Origin of the sequence: Paenibacillus sp. FSL R10-2736, assembly GCF_038000245.1 — a bacterium.
GTDB lineage: Bacteria > Bacillota > Bacilli > Paenibacillales > Paenibacillaceae > Paenibacillus_AQ > Paenibacillus_AQ phytohabitans.
In genome coordinates this window covers 2,060,393-2,085,668 of the sequence record NZ_JBBOBN010000001.1, presented here as the reverse complement: position 1 = coordinate 2,085,668, position 25,276 = coordinate 2,060,393, and the positions used below count along the sequence as shown (strand labels likewise).

21 protein-coding genes are annotated in these 25,276 nt (G+C 51.4%); 6 read left to right on the top strand and 15 right to left on the bottom strand.

Annotated features, from left to right (window positions below):
• The first annotated feature begins 113 nt into the window (after positions 1-113).
• Complete coding sequence (locus NSQ73_RS08625) at positions 114-584, top strand: hypothetical protein (RefSeq protein WP_340986151.1); 471 nt, start codon at positions 114-116, stop codon at positions 582-584.
• On the opposite strand, the gene NSQ73_RS08620 is transcribed toward NSQ73_RS08625, so the two are convergent.
• From NSQ73_RS08620 to NSQ73_RS08610, 3 genes are read right to left on the bottom strand one after another with little or no spacing between them, the layout of a single operon-like run.
• Positions 571-1,854 carry an alpha-amylase family glycosyl hydrolase gene (locus tag NSQ73_RS08620; RefSeq protein WP_340986150.1) on the bottom strand — a complete coding sequence of 428 codons (1,284 nt, stop codon included), beginning with the start codon at positions 1,852-1,854 and terminating at the stop codon, positions 571-573. The two genes, NSQ73_RS08625 and NSQ73_RS08620, sit on opposite strands and share 14 nt — an antisense overlap.
• A 17-nt stretch (positions 1,855-1,871) precedes the next feature.
• Positions 1,872-2,498, bottom strand: a complete 627-nt coding sequence (locus NSQ73_RS08615; RefSeq protein WP_340986149.1) for a LacI family DNA-binding transcriptional regulator — start codon at positions 2,496-2,498, stop codon at positions 1,872-1,874.
• 49 nt (positions 2,499-2,547) lie between these two features.
• A complete protein-coding gene (locus tag NSQ73_RS08610; protein WP_340986148.1) occupies positions 2,548-4,155 on the bottom strand; it encodes an extracellular solute-binding protein in 1,608 nt (535 codons plus the stop codon).
• A 318-nt stretch (positions 4,156-4,473) separates the two neighbouring features.
• Here NSQ73_RS08610 and NSQ73_RS08605 point away from each other — a divergent pair, with 318 nt between their 5' ends.
• The 3 genes from NSQ73_RS08605 to NSQ73_RS08595 all read left to right on the top strand — a co-directional run bounded on the left by NSQ73_RS08605 (position 4,474) and on the right by NSQ73_RS08595 (position 9,397).
• Entirely contained in the window at positions 4,474-6,210 is a 1,737-nt protein-coding gene (locus tag NSQ73_RS08605; RefSeq protein WP_340986147.1) for a sensor histidine kinase, read from the top strand.
• On the top strand, positions 6,210-7,820 hold the full coding sequence (locus NSQ73_RS08600) for a response regulator (protein ID WP_340986146.1): 1,611 nt from the start codon (positions 6,210-6,212) through the stop codon (positions 7,818-7,820). Before NSQ73_RS08605 ends, NSQ73_RS08600 begins: the two co-directional genes overlap by 1 nt.
• A 560-nt stretch (positions 7,821-8,380) precedes the next feature.
• Complete coding sequence (locus NSQ73_RS08595) at positions 8,381-9,397, top strand: ABC transporter substrate-binding protein (protein WP_340986145.1); 1,017 nt, start codon at positions 8,381-8,383, stop codon at positions 9,395-9,397.
• A 97-nt stretch (positions 9,398-9,494) separates the two neighbouring features.
• On the opposite strand, the gene NSQ73_RS08590 is transcribed toward NSQ73_RS08595, so the two are convergent.
• From NSQ73_RS08590 to NSQ73_RS08535, 12 genes are all read right to left on the bottom strand, one after another.
• Entirely contained in the window at positions 9,495-10,733 is a 1,239-nt protein-coding gene (locus NSQ73_RS08590; RefSeq protein ID WP_340986144.1) for an ABC transporter permease subunit, read from the bottom strand.
• Positions 10,734-11,639, bottom strand: coding sequence for an ABC transporter ATP-binding protein (locus NSQ73_RS08585; protein WP_336102069.1), 906 nt, complete (start codon positions 11,637-11,639; stop codon positions 10,734-10,736). It lies immediately after the preceding gene.
• Position 11,640: 1 nt separating this feature from the next.
• Complete coding sequence (locus NSQ73_RS08580; protein ID WP_340986143.1) at positions 11,641-12,426, bottom strand: hypothetical protein; 786 nt, start codon at positions 12,424-12,426, stop codon at positions 11,641-11,643.
• Entirely contained in the window at positions 12,362-12,958 is a 597-nt protein-coding gene (locus tag NSQ73_RS08575) for an RNA polymerase sigma factor (protein ID WP_340986142.1), read from the bottom strand. The genes NSQ73_RS08580 and NSQ73_RS08575 overlap by 65 nt, the downstream gene beginning before the upstream one ends.
• A gap of 238 nt (positions 12,959-13,196) precedes the next feature.
• Positions 13,197-14,552 (bottom strand): glycoside hydrolase family 30 protein, encoded by a 1,356-nt coding sequence (locus NSQ73_RS08570; RefSeq protein ID WP_340986141.1) that lies wholly within the window; start codon positions 14,550-14,552, stop codon positions 13,197-13,199.
• 61 nt (positions 14,553-14,613) lie between these two features.
• Entirely contained in the window at positions 14,614-16,254 is a 1,641-nt protein-coding gene (locus tag NSQ73_RS08565; protein WP_340986140.1) for a sugar ABC transporter substrate-binding protein, read from the bottom strand.
• A 66-nt stretch (positions 16,255-16,320) separates the two neighbouring features.
• Complete coding sequence (locus NSQ73_RS08560; RefSeq protein WP_171718142.1) at positions 16,321-17,208, bottom strand: ABC transporter permease subunit; 888 nt, start codon at positions 17,206-17,208, stop codon at positions 16,321-16,323.
• 15 nt (positions 17,209-17,223) lie between these two features.
• Positions 17,224-18,204, bottom strand: a complete 981-nt coding sequence (locus NSQ73_RS08555) for an ABC transporter permease (RefSeq protein WP_340986139.1) — start codon at positions 18,202-18,204, stop codon at positions 17,224-17,226.
• A gap of 183 nt (positions 18,205-18,387) precedes the next feature.
• On the bottom strand, positions 18,388-19,407 hold the full coding sequence (locus tag NSQ73_RS08550) for a LacI family DNA-binding transcriptional regulator (protein WP_171718141.1): 1,020 nt from the start codon (positions 19,405-19,407) through the stop codon (positions 18,388-18,390).
• Between the two features lie 111 nt (positions 19,408-19,518).
• Complete coding sequence (gene fabZ, locus NSQ73_RS08545) at positions 19,519-19,947, bottom strand: 3-hydroxyacyl-ACP dehydratase FabZ (RefSeq protein WP_340986138.1); 429 nt, start codon at positions 19,945-19,947, stop codon at positions 19,519-19,521.
• 1,566 nt (positions 19,948-21,513) lie between these two features.
• Entirely contained in the window at positions 21,514-22,902 is a 1,389-nt protein-coding gene (locus NSQ73_RS08540; RefSeq protein WP_340986137.1) for an MATE family efflux transporter, read from the bottom strand.
• Positions 22,903-22,946: 44 nt separating this feature from the next.
• On the bottom strand, positions 22,947-23,378 hold the full coding sequence (locus NSQ73_RS08535) for a MarR family winged helix-turn-helix transcriptional regulator (RefSeq protein WP_340986136.1): 432 nt from the start codon (positions 23,376-23,378) through the stop codon (positions 22,947-22,949).
• Between the two features lie 373 nt (positions 23,379-23,751).
• Here NSQ73_RS08535 and NSQ73_RS08530 point away from each other — a divergent pair, with 373 nt between their 5' ends.
• A complete protein-coding gene (locus tag NSQ73_RS08530) occupies positions 23,752-24,585 on the top strand; it encodes an SDR family oxidoreductase (protein ID WP_336100043.1) in 834 nt (277 codons plus the stop codon).
• A gap of 90 nt (positions 24,586-24,675) precedes the next feature.
• Complete coding sequence (locus tag NSQ73_RS08525; protein ID WP_042138858.1) at positions 24,676-25,254, top strand: TetR/AcrR family transcriptional regulator; 579 nt, start codon at positions 24,676-24,678, stop codon at positions 25,252-25,254.
• The last annotated feature ends 22 nt before the right edge of the window (positions 25,255-25,276 follow it).

Below are 25,276 nucleotides of genomic sequence, written 5' to 3'. Positions count from 1 at the left end.
GGACTTTCGTTGTCCGCAGGAGAGAGCTTCGCGCGGTCCGTTACCCGGGAGACAATAAACCGGACGGTATGCAGACCTCCGCTAACGTTATCCGGACTTTTGGGGCAGAAACCATGTTTCGGATAATTGCCGGAGTACGAAATCACCCGGAAGGCAAATCCGGCAGCTACCACGAATTAGGCTTAACCCATCCAGCGTTCCCGGCGGGATTAAAGGGATTTATCCCTTTATTTCCCTCTTTCCGCCCACTTCTGGCGGATTTAAAAGGATTTATCCCTTTATTTCCCTCTTCCCGCCTACTTCTGGTGGGATTAAAGGGCTTTATCCCTTTATTTCCCTCTTTCCGCCTACTTCTGGCGGGATTAAAGGGATTTATCCCTTTATTTTCTTCTTTCCGCCCACTTCCGGCGCATTTAAAGGGACTTATCCCTTTGTTTCCCTCTTCCCGCCCACTTCCGGCGGGAGCAAAGGGACTTTCCCTTGCCAACAAAAATACCGCCCTGCAACAGACATCGGTGCGGGACGGCATTTTATCAAAGGGCAGCCTGAAGCTTGCTCCTACTGCTTATTTCATGCTTCGATGATCACCGGCCGGCCGCTGCAGTGCAATCTGCCCTCTGCCACGGTTACCACGCTGCCGTCAATCAGATTAACATACGCTCCATCCGGAAGCTCCAGATCCACATCTCCCTGCCTGCCTCTCAGGCTGAACACACCGGCCAGCTTCTGCTCACCCCAGGTATGGATACCGGTGACCATTCCGTCCTCTTCTTGCGCACTCAGCTGACAGACACCATGGGCCATAATTGCTTTGTGCTTAATGGGGTACAGCGCCTTAAACAGCCAGGACAGGTCCTTGCCCGTATTCCAATTAACGGTATTCTTGTCGAACAGATCGGGACAGACCTCATTCTCCGTCTCCTGCCCGCCGTAGATCAGCGGCATTCCCTTCTGGAAATACATGAACGCTGTCCAGTTGATCAGCTCATTCTCCTCCGGGAACAGTGCCTTGGCCCGCGGCCGGTCATGGTTCTCCAGAAACCGCAGCTTCACATAATTGCCCGGATAGATATACTCCTGCGCATTGATCTTCTCTATATAGCTGCCAAGCGTAACGCTGCCGTTCAGATAGCCCGTGAAATACGGGTACACATCATAGTCATAGCAGGCATCAAACGCCTGGAGCACCTCGCTGTCGGACAGGCTGACCATGCCCCGGGAACGCAGATGCATCGTGAAGTCCGGTTCGATGGATTCGGCGAGCCACAGACAGCCGGGATTGACCGCAGCCACTTCTTCCCTGGCGCGCAGCCAGAAGTCCAGCGGCAGCAACGGAGCCACATCACAGCGGAAGCCGTCTACCATGCCCGCCCACATTGTCAGCGATTCGATCTGATAATCCCACAGCTCCTGATTGTTATAGTCCAGATCCACAATGTCGCCCCAGTCACCAACACGGTTACCAAGCTTGCCTTCCGGAGTTCTGTAGAAGAATTCTGGATGGTGCGCTGCCAGCCAGGAATCGGGCGAGGTATGGTTATAGACCACATCAATGATGCATTTCATCCCGAGCCTGTGAATGGCCTCCGTCAGACTCCGGAAATCCGCCAGAGTGCCAAGCTCCGGATTAATCTCCCGGTAATCCTGATTGGCATAAGGGCTGCCGAGCCCGCCCTTGCGGGCAGCAAGGCCAATCGGATGCACCGGCAGCAGCCAGATGATATCCACACCAAGCTCCTTGATGCGCTCCAGGTCCTTCTCTACCGCCTTGAAGGTTCCTTCTCCACTGTGATTGCGCACATATATGGAATAGACCACTTGGTTCCGCAGGGTTACTTCCGTTAATTTAGCCATACTTACACTCCTATTGGTTACACGATTCTGCTTACCTTGAGATGCTCCGGAAGCCTGATCTTCCCGGTTAATGCCCGGACAGCAAGAGTTCCCAGCTCATATCCCGCCCTGACCAGATGCTGCGCAGCCTCAAAATCAGCCATATTCTGCTGCGTACCCGCACTTATGATGCCTTCATCACCGCCGCAGCGGCCTGCCAGGACAAAAGGGTATCCGCTGCCCTGCAAATACCCCATCACAGCCTCTTCCCTGCTGGATGGCAGCAGAATGACTCCGTCTGCGCGGTGTCCCTTCAAGAGACCGGATACAGCCTTCAGTTCCTCCTGCTCATCCGCACCTGAACAGATGATCGTGTCATATCCTAAGCGGCCCGCCTCCGCTATAATTCCGCGTATAGTCTCCATGAACATCAGGCCTAAGATGGCCTGCTCTGAAGGTCCCGGCAGCAGAATGCAGAAGCAGCGGGCTGACTTCGACACCAGGCTCTTCGCGATGATATTCGGCGTATACCCCAGCTCCTCCATCACCTGCTTCACCTTGCGGGAGACTTCCTCCCTGACCACGGGCCGGCCGGACAGCACCCGGGAGACCGTGGAGATGGAGACTCCCGCTCTCCGGGCGACTTTTTTCATCGTAACCGTCATTGTAGAAGCCTCCTTCCGCGGATCAGTGGAATCTTTAGAGCTATGTTCTTTATTTCACGCTGTTGTAACGTCCGTATGCATCCGTGCGGATCTTCACCAGCTTATCCAGACCCATATCGTTCAGCTTCTTCACATAAGCATCCCAGTTCCCGTCGATATCCCCTTTGCTGATAAACTGTGCACGCATGGTGTTCACATACGTATCAATATCCGTGGTCAACGTCGGAAGCTCTTCGAACTCCTCGGAGGTGTACATTACGTTAGGGAACGGTGTCGTTACATATTCACTGCCCAGCTTGTCGAGCTCCAGCTTAAGACCGTCACCCGCTTCCGGGTTAAGCACGATCTTCTGTTCGAAGGACGGGCTTACATATTTCGGTCCGAAGTCCCGCAGGGACTGATCCCAGTACCAGGCATCTGCGCTGGTTCCGCTTGGAGGGTCCATCAGCGTATAGGTGTCGTTATCATTCTTCTGGATAACCGTTCCAATCGCACCCCAGAAGTTCTGGATGCTCGCTTCGTTCGTGTAGAACTGGTCCGCCCAGCGTGCGGCAATCTCCGGTGTTTTGCAGGAAGAAGTGATCAGCAGCTCGTTGCGGTTCAGGCTCATCCCGATCGGATTGCCGATGGTGTAGCGGTTACCATCCGGTCCGGCAACCGGCGGAATCGTTACATACTGGTCACTCCATTTGCCGAATACGGCATCCGGTGTCCACTGGTAGGTGAAGCCGACGATCGGCGCATCCGGATTCTGGAACTTGGCCGAGATCATCGTAGCGTCCTGGGTGAACAGCTCTTTGTCGAGCAGACCTTCGGAATACAGCTTATTCTCCCATTTCATGCCTTCCTTGTACTCCTCCGTTATCGGGTAATACACAGCCTTGCCGTCTTTAACCAGCATGTTGTTGGTATTCAGATCGGCGATTCCAAACGGACTGATCATATCATTGCTTACTTCGATATACGGAATTTCATCCGCTTTGCCGTTTCCGTTCGGGTCCTGCTCCTTGAAGGCTTTGAGCACAGTGTAGAGCTCGTCAATCGTCTCCGGAACCTTCAGGTCCAGCTTGTCGAGCCAGGTTTTGTTGATGACCGGCTGGCGTGAGCTCTTCGGACGCGAAGGCAGGCGGGTCGGCATGGAATAGATTTTACCGTCCGGGAAGGTGCTGATCTTCTTCATATCCGGTGTTTCTTCCATCGCCGCCTTGAGATTAGGCATGTACTGATCAATATAATCATCCAGCGGACGGAAATAGCTGAGATTGTTCACAATATCGGAGTCGGTGAAGGTCTGATCGCCCAGCACGACATCCGGCAAGGTGCCGCTGGCCAGCAGAATGGATTTCTGCTCTGCCCAGTCGTTGGAGGACATGACCTGCCAGTCGATTTTGACATTGGTATTCTTCTCGAGATCAATCAGCCATTGGTTCTTGGTGAAGGTATCCCCCATGCTGCCCCAGCGTACCGTCAGTACCTTAAGCGTTACCGGCTCCTTGACGATCGGCAGGCCTTCTTTATTGAAGCTGTCCGTGTCTACAGCCGCCGTGTTATTCTCCTTGTTGCCGCCGCCGCATCCGGCCAGTCCGACAAGCATCGCTGCCGCCATTAGTGAGATAGCCCACTTCTTGGCCACTGGTTTCCTGTTCTGTTTAACCATTCATAATCCCCCGTTTCGGTGTATTAGATCCTTTTGACATCCCTAATGATACCTTCTTACTTCTCCGCATTCCGGACAATAACGCCCTGTTATTCGGACCTATGCATCCGCTTACATTATTTAGGGAAGCCAGCCCCCGGTTTCAGGCAGTTTTCATGACGCTATTCAGACTTTTACTTGCTGTATCCGGACTTTGGGGTGAAAAGCCGGGATTTCCCCATGTTTTTTTGATCCCGGGGTTTTATAATGACTGTGTTACCTACTCGCAAGTAGTACGTCCGGAAACGGACATGCAGGAAAGGACTTCACCAGACAACTATGGCCAAAAAACCGGCAAGAAACAAACCCTACCCGATACGCCATTATGTAAAAGTCACGATTCTGATCTCATTTATTGTGCTTATTCTGGATCTTGTCATCAGCGTTGCTTCCATTTCCATCGTCAAGCAGCAGTCCACCCGGTATTTGCAGGATACCGCCGATTTGTATATCAACCGGATTAATCATGATTTTGCCTACATTAATCATTATATGGGCTGGACGCTCGCGAACGATGAGAGCCTGAATATGATGAATGCCCACGACAAGACCAGCAAGGAGTTCATTAATTCAAACGAGGATCTGCATAAAAGGTTCACGGAGCTGCAGAAGAATTACGGTCAGGAATATAACTTCTTCTACTATCTACAAAACCAGTCCTTCTTCCTGAATTGCGCCCCCATCAGCATCGATTATACCGTCTACCGGGAGCTGAAGAAGCAGATTATTTCTTTTATCGATGATAAAGAGGTGTATGAGAAGTTCTATTCCCGCTGGACCCCTATACTCGTGAACGGTAAATATTACATTATCAACATTGTTCCGTACCACAACCGTTATTTCATCGGGATGATCTCGGCCGATAATCTCATTACCCCGCTCCGCCAGATTAATCTGGGCGCGAACGGCTACGCTTCACTTGTTGATGAGAACGGGACAGACCTATCCACCCTGGTTACGAACAGCGGCAAGCCTCTGCAGGAAGAGACGGGCATCCGGAACCTGTTCCAGTCCCGTACCATCATTAAGAGCGAATTCTCAGGTACGGCTTTCAGCGCCAAGATGGTGATCAAATTCGGGGCTTTTGAGAAAATAATGATCGCCCAGCTGCTCATCATGCTGCTCTTCTTCATGGTCACCTCTACGCTCTGCGCCGTAATGCTGTTCTTCAACCGCAGGGTGCTCGGACCGATCCAGAGCTTCTCGGAGAGTCTGACGCACCTTAATGAAGACGGCCAGCCTGCCGGGTTCAAAAACAGCAAAATCATCGAGCTGGAAGAGGCTAGCGCGCAGTTCAAGGATTTGGTCGAACAGATACGCAATTACAAAATCGCCATGTACGAGCAGGAACTGGAGAAGCAAAATATCCAGCTGGACTTCATGAAGCAGCAGATCAAGCCGCATTTCTTCCTGAACTGCCTGACCAGCATCTACAGCATGGCGCAGATTCAAATGTACGAGGAGATTGAGCAGATGGCGATGTCCACCTCGAAATATTTCAGATATATTTTTCAAGGCAGCGAGGACTTTGTCCTGCTTGCGGATGAGATTGAGCATGTACGGATCTACCTCGATATCCAGAAAAGCCGCTACCGCGACGCCTTCATCTATCAGATTGAACAGGAGGCGCAGACCACGGACATGAAGATTCCTCCGCTGGTGCTGCAGACCTTTATCGAGAATTCTGTCAAATACGCGATCTCCAGAGCTAACGAGATGCAGATCCGGCTTACGGTGAAACGCCGCAGAGTAGAGGATGAAGAAATGACCGTGATCCAGATTTCCGACACCGGTCCCGGATTCCCCGCAGAGGTGCTGGATAAGCTTGTGCAGGGTAAGCCGCTGGACCAGTCCAAAGGCAACCAGATCGGCATTATGAATACGCTTAAACGGCTGGAATACTTATATTTAAGCAGAGCAACCGTCAGCTTTTCCAATCCCGCAGAAGGCGGCGCATGCATCACCCTTTGCCTCCCGGATCTGCCGGAACTCTCAACAGGAACGGAGCAACTCTAATGAATATTTTGCTGGTTGATGATGACTACTATGTAATTGCCGCGCTGCAGAAGAGAATTGACTGGACTCTTCTTCAGATCGAAACCGTATTCACCGCGAATAATGTCTCGCAGGCCCAGGCCATCCTGGAGAACCATTCCGTGCAGATTCTCATCTCCGATATCGAAATGCCGCAGGGGAGCGGGCTGGAGCTGCTGGCCTGGATCAGAGAACGGCAATACAGGATCCAGACGATCCTGCTGACCAACTATGCCGATTTCAACTATGCGCAGAAGGCGATTGAGCTGCAGAGCTTCGAGTATTTCCTGAAGCCGATCGAATTCGACAAGCTGATGCTGATTATCCAGAAAGCGATTGCCCGTGCCAGAGAGCAGCAGCATAACGAGAAAGCCATTCAGGAGGGGCATTTCTGGCAAAAGAATCAGGCGAAAATTCTTGAGCACTTCTGGCGCAAGCTGGTCAATGACAGCACGGCCTTCCCCATCCGGACCTCTGCTATCTTCCATGCCATGGAGGAGCAGAATCTGAGCTATCAGATGAATGAGATCATCCAGCCTGTGCTCTTCAATCTCTTCCCCCATAACGGCAGCATGGGCAAGGAAGAGAAATACCTGTTTGATTTCGCGCTGCTGAATGTGCTGTATGAGCTGTTGGGGAGCCCGCTTTTCTCGATCGAGAGCATTCTTGAATATAAGGAATCGAACTGGATCGCCATTCTGAAATGGAACAGGGCACCTGAGCTTCACCTGCTGGAAGAGCTGTGCAGTTCGTTTATCCAAAAAGCCAATCCGTATTTGAAATGTGACGCCTGCTGCACCATCGGCTTAGCCGGTGAACTTGGCGAGGTCGGCAATATCTTTAAAGCTGCGCTGACGATGGACGAGGAGATCACCCGCAGCCGGAATCATACCTTCCTGGTAGAGACCTATCTGCAGCATAGCAAAACCGCCTATCTTCCGCCGGATCTGACGCAGCTGGAAGAGCTGCTCAGCCAGAACAACCTTTCCGCCTTTCTGGCCGAGGTGACCGGATACCTGCGGGGGATGCTCCGGGGCCGGGCGCTGGACACCTCTGTCCTCAGCCTGTTCCGGCTTGATATCGTACAGCTCGTCTACTCCTTCCTCAAAATGAAGGGCATACAGGTTCACAAATTATACACCGGCAAAACCCATGACCAGCTGCTGCTGCACTCACTGGCATCCATTGAGGATATGGAGGAATACCTGAACTATCTGGTCAGCACGGCGATGAAATACCGCGACTTCACCTCGCAGCCCCAGTCGATAGCCGAAGAGATCAAGCAATACATCCATACCCATTACGGCGATGATCTGACCCGGGGCGATCTGGCGGAGATCGTCTACCTGAATCCGGATTATCTAGCCCGGCTGTTCAAGAAGGAGACCGGCATCTCCTTAGGCAGCTATGTCATTCAGGTCCGTATCGCCGCCGCCAAGCATCTGCTCGAAACGACCCACCATTCCGTCTATACCATTGCGAACAAGGTAGGCTACACTAACTACTCCTACTTCTCCAAGCTGTTCAAGCAGGAGGTCGGCCTGCCGCCAAATGAATATAAGAAGGATCAGCATTCTCAACCGGTGCAGTAGCTATATGATATTATTCATCTATATAGATTGAACTTGTATTTTTTCTATAGGGATTACCGTGACTCCAGAGAATATTTGGCCCTCCGGCCGCTGTTGTCTGCAGATTTCTTGAATTTAACCCGCTGTTCGCGGTGGAAATCCGCAGACAAAGGCGGACGCTGACGCTCCTACAGTTCCAAAATTCTCCTCCGCCACTTTTCCCTTTTTAGTATATTTTCAAGTTCAATCTATATAGTTAAAGCTAAATGATCTCTATCAAAAATCATCCCCTTCATCTTCCAAATGATGTAGGGGATTTTATTTATATTGATTTTGATCGAGCTGTTGCTTAGAAGAGTTTCTTTGAGGATTGACAACCTTGCTGTTCCTCTCTATTATAATAAAATATAATCTAGTGATAATGATTATCATATTCATTTAGGTGTAAGGACAATTTCACAGTTGAGGACCGGCTGCTCTTACCTCCAACCTTTCCCCCTGCCTCTGCGGACCATTCAACTCCGTTGTAAATAGCGGGAGGGGCTAGTTACATAACAAACAATCATAAAGGAGCGTCATCCATGCTAAGCACAAAAAAGATATTTTTTCCTTTAACCCTTCTGCTCCTCACGTTGATTCTGTCCTCCTGCGGACAATCGAACAACAGTAATAACGCAGCTCCGGCTTCTGCGGCTGCAACGGCAGCTGCTACCGAAGCACCGGCTGCAACTCCGGCGGCAACAGAGCCCGCTGCAGCTACAACACGGCTGTACACGGATTATAAAAAGAGAGAGGTTGAAATCCCGGCCGATCCGCAAAATATTGTATATGTCGGCAGCAATCCCGGCGACCTGCTGGCGCTTGGAGTGAAGCCTATAGGAGCCTCGCTTAGTGTCATCGGGACGCAGGTTGCCTACCCTGATCTGCTCGAAGGCATTGAAGATATCGGGTATCCGTTCTCTCCAGAGAAGATTCTGGCCTTATCTCCGGACCTGATCATCTTTGACGACTGGGATGAGACCGGGATTGAAGCGCTAAGTCAGATCGCACCGACCGTAGTGGTTGGTCTTGACGGCACCTTCCCCACGGAAGAACGCGTGCGCCAGTTAGCTGAATTGTTCGGACGTACTGCAGAGGCGGATACCTGGTTCGATGCTTACAAGGCGAAGGTTGCTGCTGTGAAGGAACAGCTGAACATAACAGAAGGCGAAACCGCTACCTCCCTGCTTGTCCTGGGCTCTGACCTGTATATCATGGGCAACAAAGGCCTGAACGAAACGCTGTACGGACAACTCGGATTCAAACCGACAGAAGGTGTCCAGAAGCTGATTGATGCCGACGAACGGTTCGCGAACATCTCCGACGAGGTGCTGACGCAGTATATCGGCACACACATGTTCATTCTGACCGACAACAGCAGCGAAACCGTAGCGAGACAGACGGCACTTACAGATAGCGGCTTATGGAAAGCTATTCCTGCCGTCAAAGAAGGCCGTGTCTACACCTTCGACAGCAAGTACAACTTCGACGACCCGATTACGCTGGACAGGCTGCTGGATGAGATCACTGATATCTTCAGCCGTACGTCCGCCAAATAAAAGAATGGGGCTATCCTGTCAGCCGTGCAATGGCTGCTTGGATAGCCCCTATTTTTTAACAATACTCCATAAACCCGCAGCTCAAACCAGCTTACTTTCAGGCAACCTGATGGTTTTTGAAGGCCCGGTACGTAAATGGCAGCAGCAGAGCTATAACGATAACGGCAAACCCAGGTATAACCTTATACTCCGGAATCAATTGACCAAATATATGAATAACCTCGTAATCCGTTATTTTCCGGAAGCTGTCAAACATATTGTTTGGCAATAATGCCATTAGATGATTGAACAGCCGGCTGCTCTCACTTGCCGGAATAGCCATGGGGACGAACAGCAGCATCCCGGCGGCAATGATCACAGGGAAGGGACTTCGCATACGGCTGGACATCCACAGGGTTATCCCGCCAACCAGCAGACACGCAAGACTGCCGATCAGGACTGCCCATATATAAGTTTGCAGGACGGTATAGGGAACCGGGGCTCTAAACTGAATCATCTGCACACTGGCGGTTCCGCCCTCAAAACCGCATATGCCAAGCAGCAGGAACGTATAGAGGCCCAGGCCAAAGATAAGCAGCATTACTGAAACAATCAGGCTTGCCCTCAGTTTCGCGGCTATAAGCCTGCTGCGCCCATAACGGGAGGATAGAAGGAGCGCATCGGCTCCGCTCTGATATTCCCCGGCGAAGACAGGGGCCAGACATACTGCGATGACAAAGGCAGTGAACAGAAAAATAAACTGCAGGTTCTCAAACACATTGGCCCAGCCTGTGACGTAGTTCATCTCAAAAGGAACCGGGATACGTTCATTCATGCGGATAAAGAAGGCCTTCTCCTGTGCCGAATAATTGCCCTCGGGATGCTCTGCATTCAAATATTCGTGTACCCTCTCCATGCGTTTCTGATAAAAGGCAGCGGCGTCACCAGGTTGCAATTTATCGCGGATATCATAATCGTATTCATTCAAAGGAGAGAACGCCCGGGAAATTAAAGAATATAGCTGTTCATACTGGACCTCATTCTTAGCAAAGGCACTAACGGTCAGCTCCCCTTTCCCATCCAGATTATCAGGATCTTGCAGCAGGCGCTGATGCCGGATTATCGTTTGTTCCAGCTTGTCTGTGGTTAATGGACCCGCGAGCTGTCGTTCATACTCTCTTTCTAGCCGGATCGCGCGAACCCCATTCAAGAAATTGCCGTCCCGGCCTGTGATCTGCGCATTGTTCACCAGTATAACCGACATTAAGATTGCCACAGCCGCTATGATCGCGACTCCTGCATAAAATGATTTCTTCCGAACAATCTTCCGCAACTCAAACCGGGTTAATATATCCATTCACTGCACCTCCCGTATGCCTGCACCAGCTGCAACAGTCAAATCATCTTGAAAATGATACAGATAGAAGTCCTCCAGCGTAGGCACAACAGCTACTGCTTGATCCCCCGGCCTCTCCTGAGACACTATACGCAGCTCTGCCCACTCCCCTTCATGCCGCAGATTGCTGATGCAGTAGCGGGCATTCCATTCTTCAACCTCCCGGGCCGGAATTCGGCATGACCATACACAGCCCTCAGCCGCAGCTGTCAGCTGCTGCACCGTACCTGTCATCAGCAGGCTTCCCTGCTTCATCACCAGAATCTGATCCGCTATGTATTCTACATCCGCAACAATGTGCGTCGAAAGAATAATGATTTTCTCCTTGCCCAGATCGGCTAGGAGATTACGGAAGCGTACCCGTTCCTTGGGGTCAAGTCCTGCTGTCGGCTCATCCAACACAAGAACGCAGGGGTCATTAAGCAGTGCCTGGGCAATGCCGAGCCGCTGCTTCATTCCTCCGGAGAAGGTACGGATTTTCTTGCGCGCAACCTCTGACAGAGCAACCAGCTGCAGAAGCTCCCTTGTTTTTCCTTTTGCCGCCGGCAGACTCAAGCCTTTCAATGTCCCTATGTACCAGAGAAATTCCTGTGCGCTGAAATCCGGGTAATACCCAAAGTCCTGCGGCAAATAGCCGAGCATATCACGGTATCGTTCGCCCATCCGGCTAATGTCCCGGCCATTCATTTGAATACTCCCTGAGGTTGGTATCAGAATGCCTGATATCATCCGCATCAGCGTTGTTTTGCCCGCCCCGTTTGCTCCCAGCAGACCATATACACCGCTGTTAAGCTTGATTGAAACTCCGTTTACGGCATGCCTCGCGGCAAAATGTTTATGTACCTGGTTCAAAGTCAGCTCCAGCATCCTATACTCCTCCTTGTGCGGCCGTTTCCAGACTCCGGCAGGTCTTGCGTGTACCGTACCCTTCATAGACCAATCCTGCTGCCGAGAGCAGCAGTAACACCAGACCTCTTCCTGCAGCCGATGAATTGAGCAGAAGGGGCGGGGGGTTAAACGAAACAATGAGCTGTAACAACACCAGCAGGCAGCAATATAAGAGGCAATAGTAACCGCAGTTTGGTGTGCGCACCCGGTTTAGCAGCCACAGACAGCCAAAGCAAGCCAGATTAAAGGGAATCAGCAAGTATAGGACCACCTCCAGAACTCCGGCATCTGTCCATGTACCCAGCAAAGCCCCAAGCAGCGTTAATCCAAGCAGATCGGCCATTCCCAGCAGGCTCATCCGGACAGCTGTCAGCTTATCAAGCAGATGATAGGTACTGAGTTCAACCTCCAGCATAGAGCGGCTTAATGACCGGGTCATGGTCTGTATCCCTGTGATTACAAGTAAAGGTGCAGCCAGAGAGGCCAGCATCATAAGCTGTATATTAACCCTCTGCCCTTGCACAGAGTTGTGCAGTAAGAATGCCATTCCCATTACGATAAGCAGTTGCGCCGCCCATACCTTCCGGCTGATGAAGCGGAGCTGCAGCTTATAGAAATCTGCTAAACTTGTTCTCCGTCCGGCCAGCGCCTGTCTTAGCTCTGTCTCAGCTCCCCCGATGGTTTCCTCCAGCCGCTTCCGCTCAACGGGGAACGAGGGGGAGTTCTGCAGGATTCCGATGATGGACTGCTGATGCTTGTTCAACATGATCACTCCTCTCCAAATGACTCCTTAAACTGTTCAGCCCGCGCTTAACACGGTACTGTACCATACATACATTCACTCCCGTAATACGGGCGATATCGCGGAAGGTCAAATCCAGGCAAAAACGCATAAATACCGGCTCCCGCTGCTCCTCCGGAAGCAAGTGAAGCAGTTCATCGACCAGCTGCCCCTTCTCCACCTGTTCCTCTATAGAAAGACCCTGCCAGACAGCTTCCCCGGTGACAGCTTCATCAAACTCCATGGAAGGAAACTGCACTCTCTTCCGCAGATGGTCATTACATAAGTTCCGGGCAATCGTATATAAGTAAGCACGGCATTTCCCGCTATTCGAATACCTTGCGATATGCCTGCAGAACCGGTAAAAGGTCTCCTGGGTCAGATCCTTGGACTCTTCCTCACTGCGGAGCCGGTAATAACAATACTTTTGTATTCCGGCGTAATACCGCTCAATCAGCGGCGTCAGATACCTGGTCTCCCCCTCCTGGATGCGACGAACCCATTCACCTTCATCCACTTGCGTCCTCTCCTTTCTACTCTATATAACTGTATTTGGCAGATAAAAAGTGAAGTATATTTGTGACTTTTTGATGAAGATTGATATTTTTTACATTTCCGGCAAAAAAGAAGCGTTCCGGCAGCCAGTTCATGACTTTGCGGAACGCCTTGTTCATTCAATCTATTCGATTCCTTTTATTGACAATAAGTAACGTGACTGGACACAAACTGATCTGGCTGAACTTGTCGGGAGCCTGCTACTCCCTACTGCCGTCCACCTTCAATGAAACAGCGCTTTTCGGCGCCATGGAGAAGGTCAGCACCTCTTCTCCCTGTAGCTTCACAGTTACATTCTCTTGCGTATCCCCATCGTTGAACAAAACCGCCGCAACCGATCCGTCACTGTTGCGGAAGGCAACGGAGCGTACTTGCTCATTGCTAGCGGCAGAAGCAAGGCGCAACGCCTTGGGCCGGATGACTTTGCTGAAATGCGCCAGCGCGTAATAATCCAGGGTATATGTAAGCTCCCTGGTCTGCTGGTTGACCGTCACTACTCCGCGGCAGGTACTCTTGCCGAAGCCGGGAACGGTGGGGCCATTCTGTTCATCCAGCGCCATATTCCACAGCACGAACGACTTGCTGTGATTCCGCAAAATCTCAATTCCCGTGCGCATCACATTGGAGAACGCCTGCTCAAACGGCGGAATCCATTCCCCGCCCGAGCCTTCGGTGAAATGTACCTCTTTGCCGGGATAAGCCGCCAGCACTTCTGACTGCGCAGCCGGTGCACCGCCATACCAGTGCCAGGCTACGCCATCCACTTCCGCTTCGGCTTCTTCCAGAACAGTCAGCGGGTAATCCGGCCGGTCCCAGTTGTGATCGTAGCAGAGGATTTTGGCTTCAATTCCATTCTTCCTGAAGCTTGGCTTCAGATAGTCGCGGATGAACTCCAGCTGCTCCTCCGGCAGCATAAGCATGCCCGGATAATGCTGCGGTTCATAGAGCGGCTCATTCTGCGCAGTGACGGCATAGGTAGGCAGACCATGAGCCGCGAAGTCCTGAATATAGCGGACGAAATAGTCCGCATACACCTGATAGTGCTCCGGCTTCAGCTGACCGGTAATCATCGACCCGCTGGTCTTCATCCAGCCCGGTGCGCTCCAGGGTGAAGCCATCAGTTTAATCTCAGGATTAAGCTTCAGCGCCTGCTGCAATAAAGGAATAATATCCGCTTCGTCATGGGCAATGGAGAACCCGGACAATCCGGGATCTGTCTCGTTCTCAGGCAGATCGTTATAGCTGTAGACCGTTCTGGCATAATCCGATGCCCCCATCGGATTCCGCAGGAAGGACAAGCCGATGCCATCCTGCGGATCAAACAGCTTGCTCATAACCTCTGTTCTCTGCTCCTCGTCAAGCACCTGATGAATCAGATAGGCGGCCGAGTCCGTGAAGGAGGCCCCGAACCCATCCATCTCCTGATACGTATGACTGGCATCTATCTCAACTGTGGCAGTAACCGTATCAGCAGAAATTTGCGGCAGCTGTGCAACTGACTGCTCCACAAACAGCTCGTCTTCTCCGTTAGACTGATACATGATAATTTCCCGCATGTGTTATCCCTCCATCTTTTTATGCAAAAGGGCCCAAAGCGGGCCCTTTCTTGTGCCTTGCTTATTTAATGCCCAGCTTTTCCTTGTTGGCTTGCATCTTCCCGCTGCGGATTTCTACGATCTTATCCCAGCTGTTTTTGTCCAGGAAGGCTTTATAGTCAGCCAAGGTACTGTCGAAGGCTGCATCATCCTTGGCACGGATCATGCTTACCATTGTTGTGTTCCAGGTGGTGTTAATCGCCGTCAGGCCGCGTGCTTCCGCCGTACCCTGATCCGGATTGATATTCTCCAGAATGAAATGCGGTTTCAGCTTGCCTTGGCCCCATTCCTGCATTTGCTTGATCGATTCAGGGAAGGCATCCTTGCTCAGCGCTTTGTGGCGGTCATGCCCGAAGAACATGAATTCGCCCATCCGGTAATCCTTCTTGAACTTATCCGCATTATTCAGCTGCAGATCCTTCACTTCAGGCAGCAGTTCAACCGTTCCATCGCTATTTGCCTTGTAGGTCTCGCCTTCAATACCATAGTTCATCAGCTTCTGGCCTTCTTCGCTCAGCAGGTACGTGAAGATTTGAATCGCTTTAGCCGGGTCCTTGCAGTCTTTGGTGATGTAGCTGATCATCCAGCCGGTAATCCCGGACTGATTGAGGGTCGGCTGATGTCCCACTGTGCTCTGTGGACCATCGATGGCAATGTACTCTTTTCCCGGATTAGCACTCATGAAGATCTGCAGATTCCCGCCCTGCTGTGGAGTACCGTCGAGCAGCATCGTGGCATATTTACCGGATTTCACTTTCTCCTCGAAGCCTGTACCGTCATCGGCAAAGCTGTCGTCACTGATCGCCCCGTCTCTGTATACGGCATTCAGCGTTTTAAGCCAGGTCAGATAATCTTCATCCAGATTGCGGTTGTAGAACTTGCCGTCTTCCGTTTCCAGCGGAACGCCGATGAAATCCTGCAGCACATCCCCGAGCGAGCCGGTGCCTTCCCCAATGGAGTTGAAACCGAAGGGAATCATGTCAGGGAACTGTGTTTTGATCTGATTCATGACATTCTTGAATTCTTCCGGGGTCCCGAAGGAGGGGCTGCCCAGTGCTTCATAGACATCCTTGCGGATAACAAAAGCCGTTTTGGCCGGGATGTTACCGCTGTCATAATCAGCCTGTGTATTGGAATAGTTAGGATAGCCGTAGGTTTTGCCGTCTTTCAGTTGGAACCAGTTCAGCGTGTCGGCCGCAGCAACCTTGTTGAAGTAAGGATCATATTTCTCGGCCAGATCATTCAGCGGGAGCGCCCAGGTAGCGGCCTTCTGCACGACCGGAGAGTTCGAGTCGAAAATCGTCAGCAGATCCGGCATATCGCCACCCGCGAAGAACGTATTCAGCTTGGTGTCGTCTCCCGTAATGAACTTGATGTCGATGTTCAGATCCTCTTTGATCTTCTTGGTCACCACATCCTTGCCGAAGTCCGTATTCCACCAGTCCGCGTTGACATACCAGGTCAATTCCGTAGTCTCTGACTTTTTATCCAGCTGCCAGGCCGGAGTTTCCGGGTCCACCGTGTAGCGGTCTTCTATTGAGACATCGCTGCCCTTCTTCGAACCGCCGTTCGAGCTGCAGCCTGCCACAACCAGCATTGCCGCCATCAGCAGCAGCGCGAGCTTAACACCCTTATTCCCCAGAACTTTATTCATTTTAATCATTGATAAACCTCCTATAATATGATGTAGAAACCGATTTTTTTTGAAAAATACGCCCCCTCTTCTTCTCTACTCTTTGACCGCCCCCATCATCATGCCGGAGATAAAGTACCTTTGAAGAACTGGATACATCGCAACAATAGGCAGGGTAGTAATGACAATTGTTGCTAGCTGAACCCCTTTGGTGGTGGTTTCAATCACGGCTGAGCCCCCGATGTTCTGCATCGACTGGGTCTGTGACTGCACGATAATCTCATACAGCTTCATCTGCAGCGGATAAAGGGCCTGATTGGTGATATATAGCTTCGTTGTCATGAAGTCGTTCCATTGCCCCACCCCGTTGAACAGAGCGATTGTCGCCATAGCGGGCATGGAGAGCGGAATGAAGATTTTCAGGAAAATATGCCAGTCGCCTGCGCCGTCAATCTTGGCCGATTCTTCAAGCGAATCCGGGACATTCCGGAAAAAGTTCATCAGAATGACAACGTCGTAATAGCTGAATAATGCAGGTATGATGTACACCCAGAAGCTGTTCAGGAGTCCGAGCGATTTAATGAGCAGGTAAGTCGGAATCATCCCGCCGGAGAAAAACATCGTAATGACGCCCATCGCCACATACAGCTTGCGGCCGCGGATGTATCTTTTGCTGAGACCGTAGCCGATCATGGCGCAGAAGAACACATGGGTGAAGACCCCGACGAAGGTTTTGGAGATGGAGACCAGGAAGGACTGCCCGATGCTGCTGTCATTGAATACCGCGCGGTAATTCTCGAGCGAGAACTCTTTGGACCAGAAAATAAATCCGCCCTCGGCAAGCGCCTTGCCTGAGCTCAAGGATGAAATAATGACGTTCCATAAGGGAACGAGAATAATAACCATGAAGATTACCAGCAGAACCATATTGACCGCGTCAAAGATCCGGCTGTCGATATCTTCTTTAACCACCTTTCGGTTCACAGCACATGCCTCCCTTTATAACACGGATTGATTATCATTTAACTTACTGGTGATTTTGTTGGCCGTAACCAGCAGGATCACCGATACGATGGAGACACCCAAACCAACGGCGGTCGCATACGAGAAGTCACCTTGCGTCATCCCCATACGGTATACATACGAATTGATGACCTCCGCTCTGGCCCGGTTCTGGGAGTTCATGAGGACCAGCGTCTGATCCAGATTAGAACCGAGTAAACCGCTTACAGTCAGAATCAGATTCAGGCTGATAATCGACTTCATGTTCGGAAGCGTGATATTCCAGATTTGCCGGAGCCGGCTGGCTCCATCTATTTTGGCCGCCTCGTAGTAGGTCGGATCGATTTTTGACATAATGGCCAGATACAGGATCGTGCCCCATCCGGCTTCTTTCCAGATATCGGACAACGTGGCAATCCACCAGTACTTGCCGGAATCCAGCAGAATGTTGGACGGCTTCGAGATCAGTCCCAGATTCAGCAGCAGCTCATTGAACAAGCCGGAAGTAGAGAACCAGGTGATCAGCATCCCGCCGAGAACGATCCATGACAGGAAATGCGGCAGGTAGGAGATGGTCTGGACGAATTTTTTGAAGCGCCCCATATTCAGCTCGTAAATCATGATGGCGAGAATAATCGGAATGATAAACCCGATCCCAAGCTTCAGGAAGCTGATGCCCAGCGTGTTCACGACCGCATCCCAGAAGTATTCGTCAGACAGAATAATCTTGAAGTTATCCAGCCCCACCCAGGGTGCGGAAGATAGTGTGTCTATGACCGTGTAGTTCTTGAAGGCAATTGTCAGACCGTAAATCGGTATGTAGCAAAAAATAATCATAAAAATAATGCCCGGCAGAATCATCGATTGAATCTCCCACTGCCTTTTGTAATCGATTACAAACTCTTTGATCCGCTGCCCCATAGGCTTCTTGGCGTTCGGCGGCATTGAAGTTGACGGTACTACAGCTGTTTTATTCACGTTCTTCTCCCCTCCAAATCAAGAAATCAGATGTTTAAATCAATAAAAACGTTTTTATTTCCGCGCAAAAAAAAGCCCCCCTGCTGTGCATATTTTTATATAACAATGAAGTAGAAACAGAAGGAAACCTAATCGAGCGAAAACATATGGATATTTATATCTGGAAACGACCACTCCTGCCCTTTACGGGCGGTCATTCCGGTCTATCTTTACATGGCTTGAGCCTCTTACTACCAGTTCACCCTGCAATTTCTGTACGGCGCCTTGCTCTTTCTCTTGAATCATACGCACCAGGTGGTCAATTGCCAGCATGCCCTGCCTTGCGATCTGATTCCGCACTGTCGTGAGCGGCGGCGAGTAGTATGGAGCGATATCAATATCATCGAAGCCCATTACGCTGACATCCTCCGGCACCTCATACCCGTAGCTCTTAAGCGCCTGGATACAGCCGATCGCACTGATATCATTACCGGCCAGGAAGGCGTCAGGCAATTTCTCGGGATGCACGCGCATAAAGGCCTTGACGGCATTATAAGTGCTGTCTTCCTCAAAATAACCCTGAAGAATGTAATCCTCATCCACCGGAAGCTGATATTGGCGGAGTGCAGTCAGGTAACCTTCCTTACGCTGCACACTGTCGAACATCGTATCTACGCCGGAGATATAGGCAATTTTCTTATGCCCCAAGCCGATTAAATATTTGGTAGCCTCATACCCGGATTCAAAAGAATCAAAAATGATGCTCCCCATCCCCTCGTCCTCCAGCACCCGGTCCAGAAACACTGCCTTGATCTTGTCTTTCTTCATCGCGGCAATGTCCTTCTCATCGATGCCCAGCTCTTCGTAGATAATGACGCCATCCACGCGCCGTCCGAGAATATTGCTCATAACCACCTGTTTGTCCTTGGTGACAAATACATTCAGGCCATAACCCAGGCGGTCGCACTGACGGGCCATGGATTCTACCAGCTTGTAAAAGTATGGACCTGACACACTTGTGGTGAAGAACCCCAGCATCTTGGTCGTACCGGACTTCAGCAGCTTACCGTTCAGGTTCGGAACATAATTCAGGCGCTGCGCTACCTTCAGCACATGGGATTTGGTCTCCGGGTTGAGTACATCCACGTCATTCAAGGCGTTGGAGACCGTGGAGATGGAGACGCCCGCTTCTCTGGCCACGTCTTTAATCGTTATCTTTCCCATATCATTGTTCCTCTGCAATAAAAACGTTTTTATTGTTTATAAAATAGCATGAAACCGTTTTAAATACAACACTTTTTCTCATGATCTTTCTCCAGCCACCTTTTCCGCTAGTTATTGCCCGCTGAACGCAAACATAATCTCTGCCTCGCACACCCGCTCACCGTCTACAGTGGCGGTCCCGGTTCCTTTTACAATCATCCCTTTGACGCGTGTGACCTCAAATTCAAGGCGCAGCTGATCTCCCGGCTTCACTTGACGCTTAAACCGGCAGTTGTCGATTCCCGTGAGCAGTCCGATGGTGCTTCCGCCCTCTTCCTGCTTGGACATGGCTAGACCGCCTACCTGGGCCAATGCCTCTACGATCAATACACCCGGCATCACCGGATATCCGGGGAAATGCCCCTGGAAGAATGGTTCGTTTATACTCACATTCTTAATTCCGACCGCCCGCTTGCCTTCTTCAAGCTCGGTGATCCGGTCTACCAGCAGAAACGGATAACGGTGGGGAATCCGCGCTTGAATTTCATTGACGTCCAGCATACAGTAACTCCTCTGTGATTAAATTTATCTCATTTTACTATAAAGCAGCTGGATTTAGCTATGCAGGAGTTGGGCGGGCGGGTGCGGTGGGTGCGGGTGGGGGCGGTGGGTGCTGGTAACTGGCGGGGTGCGGGCGGGGGCGCTGGGTGCCGGTGACTGACGGTGGTGCGGGTGGGGGCGGTGGGTGCTGGTAACTGGCGGGGTGCGGGCGGGGGCGCTGGGTGCCGGTGACTGACGGTGGTGCGGGTGGGGGCGGTGGGTGCCGGTGACTGACGGTGGTGCGGGTGGGGGCGGTGGGTGCCGGTGACTGGCGGGGTGCGGGCGGGGGCGCTGGGTGCCGGTGACTGGCGGGGTGCGGGCGGGGGCGGTGGGTGCCGGTGACTGGTGGTGGTGCGGGCGGGGGCGGTGGGTGCCGGTAACTGGCGGGGTGCGGGCGGGGGCGCTGGGTGCCGGTGACTGACGGTGGTGCGGGCGGGGGCGGTGGGTGCCGGTGACTGGCGGGTGCGGGCAAGCACGAGTTGGGAGGTGAGTGCGGACGGAGTGTTATAGGTGCAGGCGATGATGAGGCGTATTGAGAGACGCTGTCCCCCTTCGTTCCACTCACAAGCCCACTTGCAGCAGAATTAAAGGGATTTTTCCCTATATTTTCACTCGTCCCGCCTACTTTTGGCGTATTTAATGGGATTTATCCCTCTATTCCCCTCATTCTGCCTACTTTCGGCGTAATTAGTGGGATTTATCCCTATATTTTTCATCTGCGCCCCACTTCTACCGGAATCAGGGGCACTTTTGCCCCTAATTTACCTCTACAGGCCTACCTCCACCGGAACCAGGGGTACTTTTACCCCTCATTTACCTCTCCACGCCCACTTCCACCGGAACCAGGGGCACTTTTACCCCTCATTTACCTCTCCACGCCCACTTCCACCGGAACCAGGGGCACTTTTGCCCCTCATTTACCTCTACAAGCCCACCTCCACCGGAACCAGGGGCACTTTTGCCCCTCATTTCCCCTCCAGGCCACTTCCACCGGAATCAGGGGCACTTTTGCCCCTCATTTCCCCCTCCAGGCCATTTCTACCGGAATCAGGGGCACTTTTGCCCCTCATTCCCTACTCCTGGCCCACCTCCACCGGAACCAGGGACACTTTTGCCCCTCATTTACCTCTCCAAGCCCACTTCTGCCGGAATCAGGGGCACTTTTGCCCCTCATTTACCTCTCCAAGCCCACTTCTGCCGGAACCAGGGGCACTTTTGCCCCTCATTTACCTCTCCAGACCCACTTCTACCGGAATCAGGGGCACTTTTCCACCATATTTCCCTCTCATAGCCTACTTCGGGTGTCCCATGAATACATCGAATAATTTCCTAAACGCCAAAAAACCTTGTATATAAGCTAAACTTAAGAATGTTGACCAGCCGATGTACGAACCTCCTGCAGAGCAAGAAGTTCGTCCATGCAGCAATTCAGATTCTAAGTTTACCCTATATAGATTCAAGGTTTTTAAAGAAATCTAAGTAATTTACTTAGGGCTTCAGGTCTTCAAGGCATCATTGCTTCAGGCGTCACACCGACGCCACCGGCGCAGCCCCCTCCGGATCATCTGCACTAGCCATGTTTCTCAGCTTCTTGTTGAAGCCTAGGAACAGGATAACACCCAGGAGGCTTGTCGTCACCTCGGTAACGGTCATGGACCAGATCACGCCATGCAGGCCGAAGAAATGATGCAGCACAATAATCACCGGGATATAGAGCACGCCTTGCGTAACTGCCATAATCCCCGCCTGTGCGCCTTGGCCTGTAGCCTGGAAAATGCTCATGAACAGACCGGTGAAACCATTGAACAGCGCCGAGATGAGCATGGCTGCCAGGATGTAAATCCCCATGCTGATCACCGAGTTATCATTGGAGAACAAATGCAGGATAGGTCCCCGGAACACATAGACCAGACTGACAAATACCACCGCGATGCTGGCGATATAGCCAAAAGCATACTTAATACTTGAGGTAAGTCTGGCTCTGTTCCTGCTGGCATAGTTAAAGGCGAAGAGCGGGATCAGGCCCAGGAACAGTCCCATCGACAGGAACTCGGGAATCTGCACAATTCTCAGCGCTACCCCGAACCCGGCTACCACATTATCACCATACTGGATGGAATAGTTATTAAGCAGCAGTGTTGTCACAATCAAAAAAGCGCATTGCAGCAGTTCAGTGATGCCGACTTTATAGATCTCCAGCTTATCCTGCAGGGATATTCTGAAATGCTTCAGGAACCCCCTGAGATTCTGACTCCGTTTCTCCAGATAATAGAGATAATAAAGTGCCGAACCAAGGTTAGCGAGGCACATGGCCAGCGCCGCTCCGGCTACATGCCAGCCCAGAATCAAGATAAACAGCGGGTCAAAAATCAGGCTGAGCGCCGTGCTGATGAAGATCCCGTACATGGACTCCTTCGACGCCCCCTCCGCACGGACCAATTGTTCGAGTGCAAAGTTAAGCACAATCGCGAAACCGCCGGCGAACATCGTCAGGGCATAGGTCTTCGTGTAAGCGAAGGTTGCCGCATCCGCACCGAGCAGGCGGGTGAGCGGATTAATCGCCAGCAGCGCCAGCAGGGCGATAACGATCCCGGCGATGATGCTTGCATAGAAGGTATATCCGGCGATCCGCTTTCCCTTCTCCGTATTCTTCTCCCCGGCCAGCCGGGTGACGAAGGTTCCGCCCCCCACTCCGAACACATTGCCGAAGGCCATCAGGACGGTGAAAATCGGCAAGCCCAGCGTGATCGCCGTCAGCATCCCCGTATTATGCAGCAGGCCGATGAAATACGCGTTGATCACATTGTAGACCGTTCCGACTGACATGCCGATCATCATGGGAACCGACAAATGGAATATCGCCTTTTTCATTGGAGCGGATTCCAGGTAATATTGGTTGGATACTTCCTTGTTCATATTCATTCCTCCAAACGTGTACTTTCATAATCCAATTCATTCCATTACAAGCTTTGATTAACTTTGGACAGCAGCGACAATAGGGTTGATGCCTCCTCTTTGCTGAGCTGCCGGGTAATACCGGCTTCAACATCCGAGAACATCAGGTTGAACTCCTCGACCAGGACAACTCCCTTCTCCAATACGGTCAGCTTCTTCTGACGCTCATCCTTCTCATGGGTGACGCGGGCAATGTAGCCTTTTTTCTCCAGGCCCTGGAGCATGCTGGTGATGCTGGCCCCGCGCCGCTTGAACTGCTCCGCCAGATCCTTCTGGATTACGCCTTTGTCCTGATTCTCATAGATATATCCGATCATCCGGCCTTGCGCGGAATTCAGTCCCAGCTCGTTCAGCCGGGCATCGGCAGAGCTCTTAAGCTTCAAGCCAATCTCACGGATCAAATCTGAATACGGTGTATGCAAAATAGGTTCGGTCATCTTCATGTCCCCTTGTCAATTAGATAGAATTCTAAGTAATATAGCAAGCATAGTAGATAGAATTCTAACTGTCAATGTTATAACTATCTGGACATCTTCTAGCTATCACGATATCTTCTAGCTAACTGGATACCGAAGCAGACCTAAGCCTCTCCTCCTTTCGGCATAGCCTTGATCCCTGCTGCAGACCTAATGTACTTAGGGAATGTAAACTGAGTTTAAACGGAATCTAAACAAACAGCATATATACTTGCCCTTGACAATCACCGCCGAAAGGATAATAATGTCCCTAGAATGATCATTCTAATGGATGGTATATTTTTTTATCACGCACTAGAATGATCGTTCGATCTAAAATTAGGAGGAATTATTCATGTCTACTAACACAGCAGCTCAAACGATTTTCATCACAGGAACCAGTTCGGGACTCGGAAAGCTAACGGCGATTCATTTCGCCAAAATGGGCTGGAATGTGGCGGCCACTATGCGTACACCTGAGAACGGGCAGGAGCTGCGCCAGTACGACAATATCAGGCTGTTCAAACTGGATGTTACAAATCCGGACCAGGTGAGTTCGGCTGTGGATGCGGCTATAGACGCTTTTGGCAAGATAGATGTTGTTGTTAACAACGCAGGAATGGGCACCTATGGACCGCTGGAGCTGGCGGCTGAGAAGGATATCGATTGGCAATTCGCTGTCAATACCCGGGGACCGATCAATGTGATCCGCCGCTTCCTGCCTCACTTCCGGGCCAATGGCGGAGGGATGTTCATCAACATCAGCTCCTTCATGGGTGTGACCACTGCGGTGCCGCTCGGCTCTCTCTACAACATGTCCAAGTTCGCGCTGGAAGGATTAACCGAAGGGTTGTACTACGAGCTGAAGCCGCTGAATATTGAGCTGAGGCTGATCGAGCAAGGCGGTTCTTCCGGCAATAACTTCACGAATAATATCATCTGGAACAGAGATGAGAAGATTACAGTGTACGATGAGATGATGGATAAACTGAGTGCGCTTATGGGAAACCGCGACAACAGCCAGCTGGATGACCCGCAAGTAATTGTTGATGCGATAGCAGACCTGGCCACCGGGGTAAGCAGCAAATTCCGGACGGTGATCGGCGATACAGGGAACAGCTTGATGGCGCTGCGTAATTCCGTGCCGATTGAAGAGTATCTGGAGACCATGGCGCAGAATAACCGCTAAAACGCAGCCGTAATGCCGCCCCCTGCGTGCCTTGACAAGCCGGAACCTCTTGCCTTACATTAGAATGAATGTTCGATTGGAGGCGGGTTTATGTTCGACAATTATAATAAGGTTCAGCAGGCCGTCCTGGAAACGACGCTGGGTCTGATTATTGAGAAGGAGCTTCAGGCGACTTCCATGTCGCTGATTGCCAGGAAATCCGGGATTTCTACCGGAAGCATCTATCATTATTTTGAGAGTAAAGAAGCAATCATCAATGAGCTGTATAGGGGTATCGTTACTTTTAACGGGCATAAGGTGCTTGACGGCGTATATACCGACGAACCTCTGCGCACCCGTCTGGAGCGGGCCTGGAGGAATCTGATCACCCTGTCACTGGAGTATCCGCAGGGCTTTCAATTTATCGAACAGTATTCGTTCTCGCCCTATATCTATGATGAAGTCAAGCAAGCGGCCTATGAAGGCGGCTGGTGTCATCCGCTGGAGAAGCTCTACGCCGAAGCCGTTGAGCAGAAGCTGTTTACCGCTATGGACCCCAAGTTCATGGTGCAGATGCATTACGGCTCCATCGTCTATGTCGTGAAAAGCGCACTGAACCATTATCTGGACCTTAAGGACGAGGAGATCGACGGTCTAATTGACTCCTGCTGGCAAAGCGTAAGCCTATAAAAAAATGATCACAAAAGAAAGG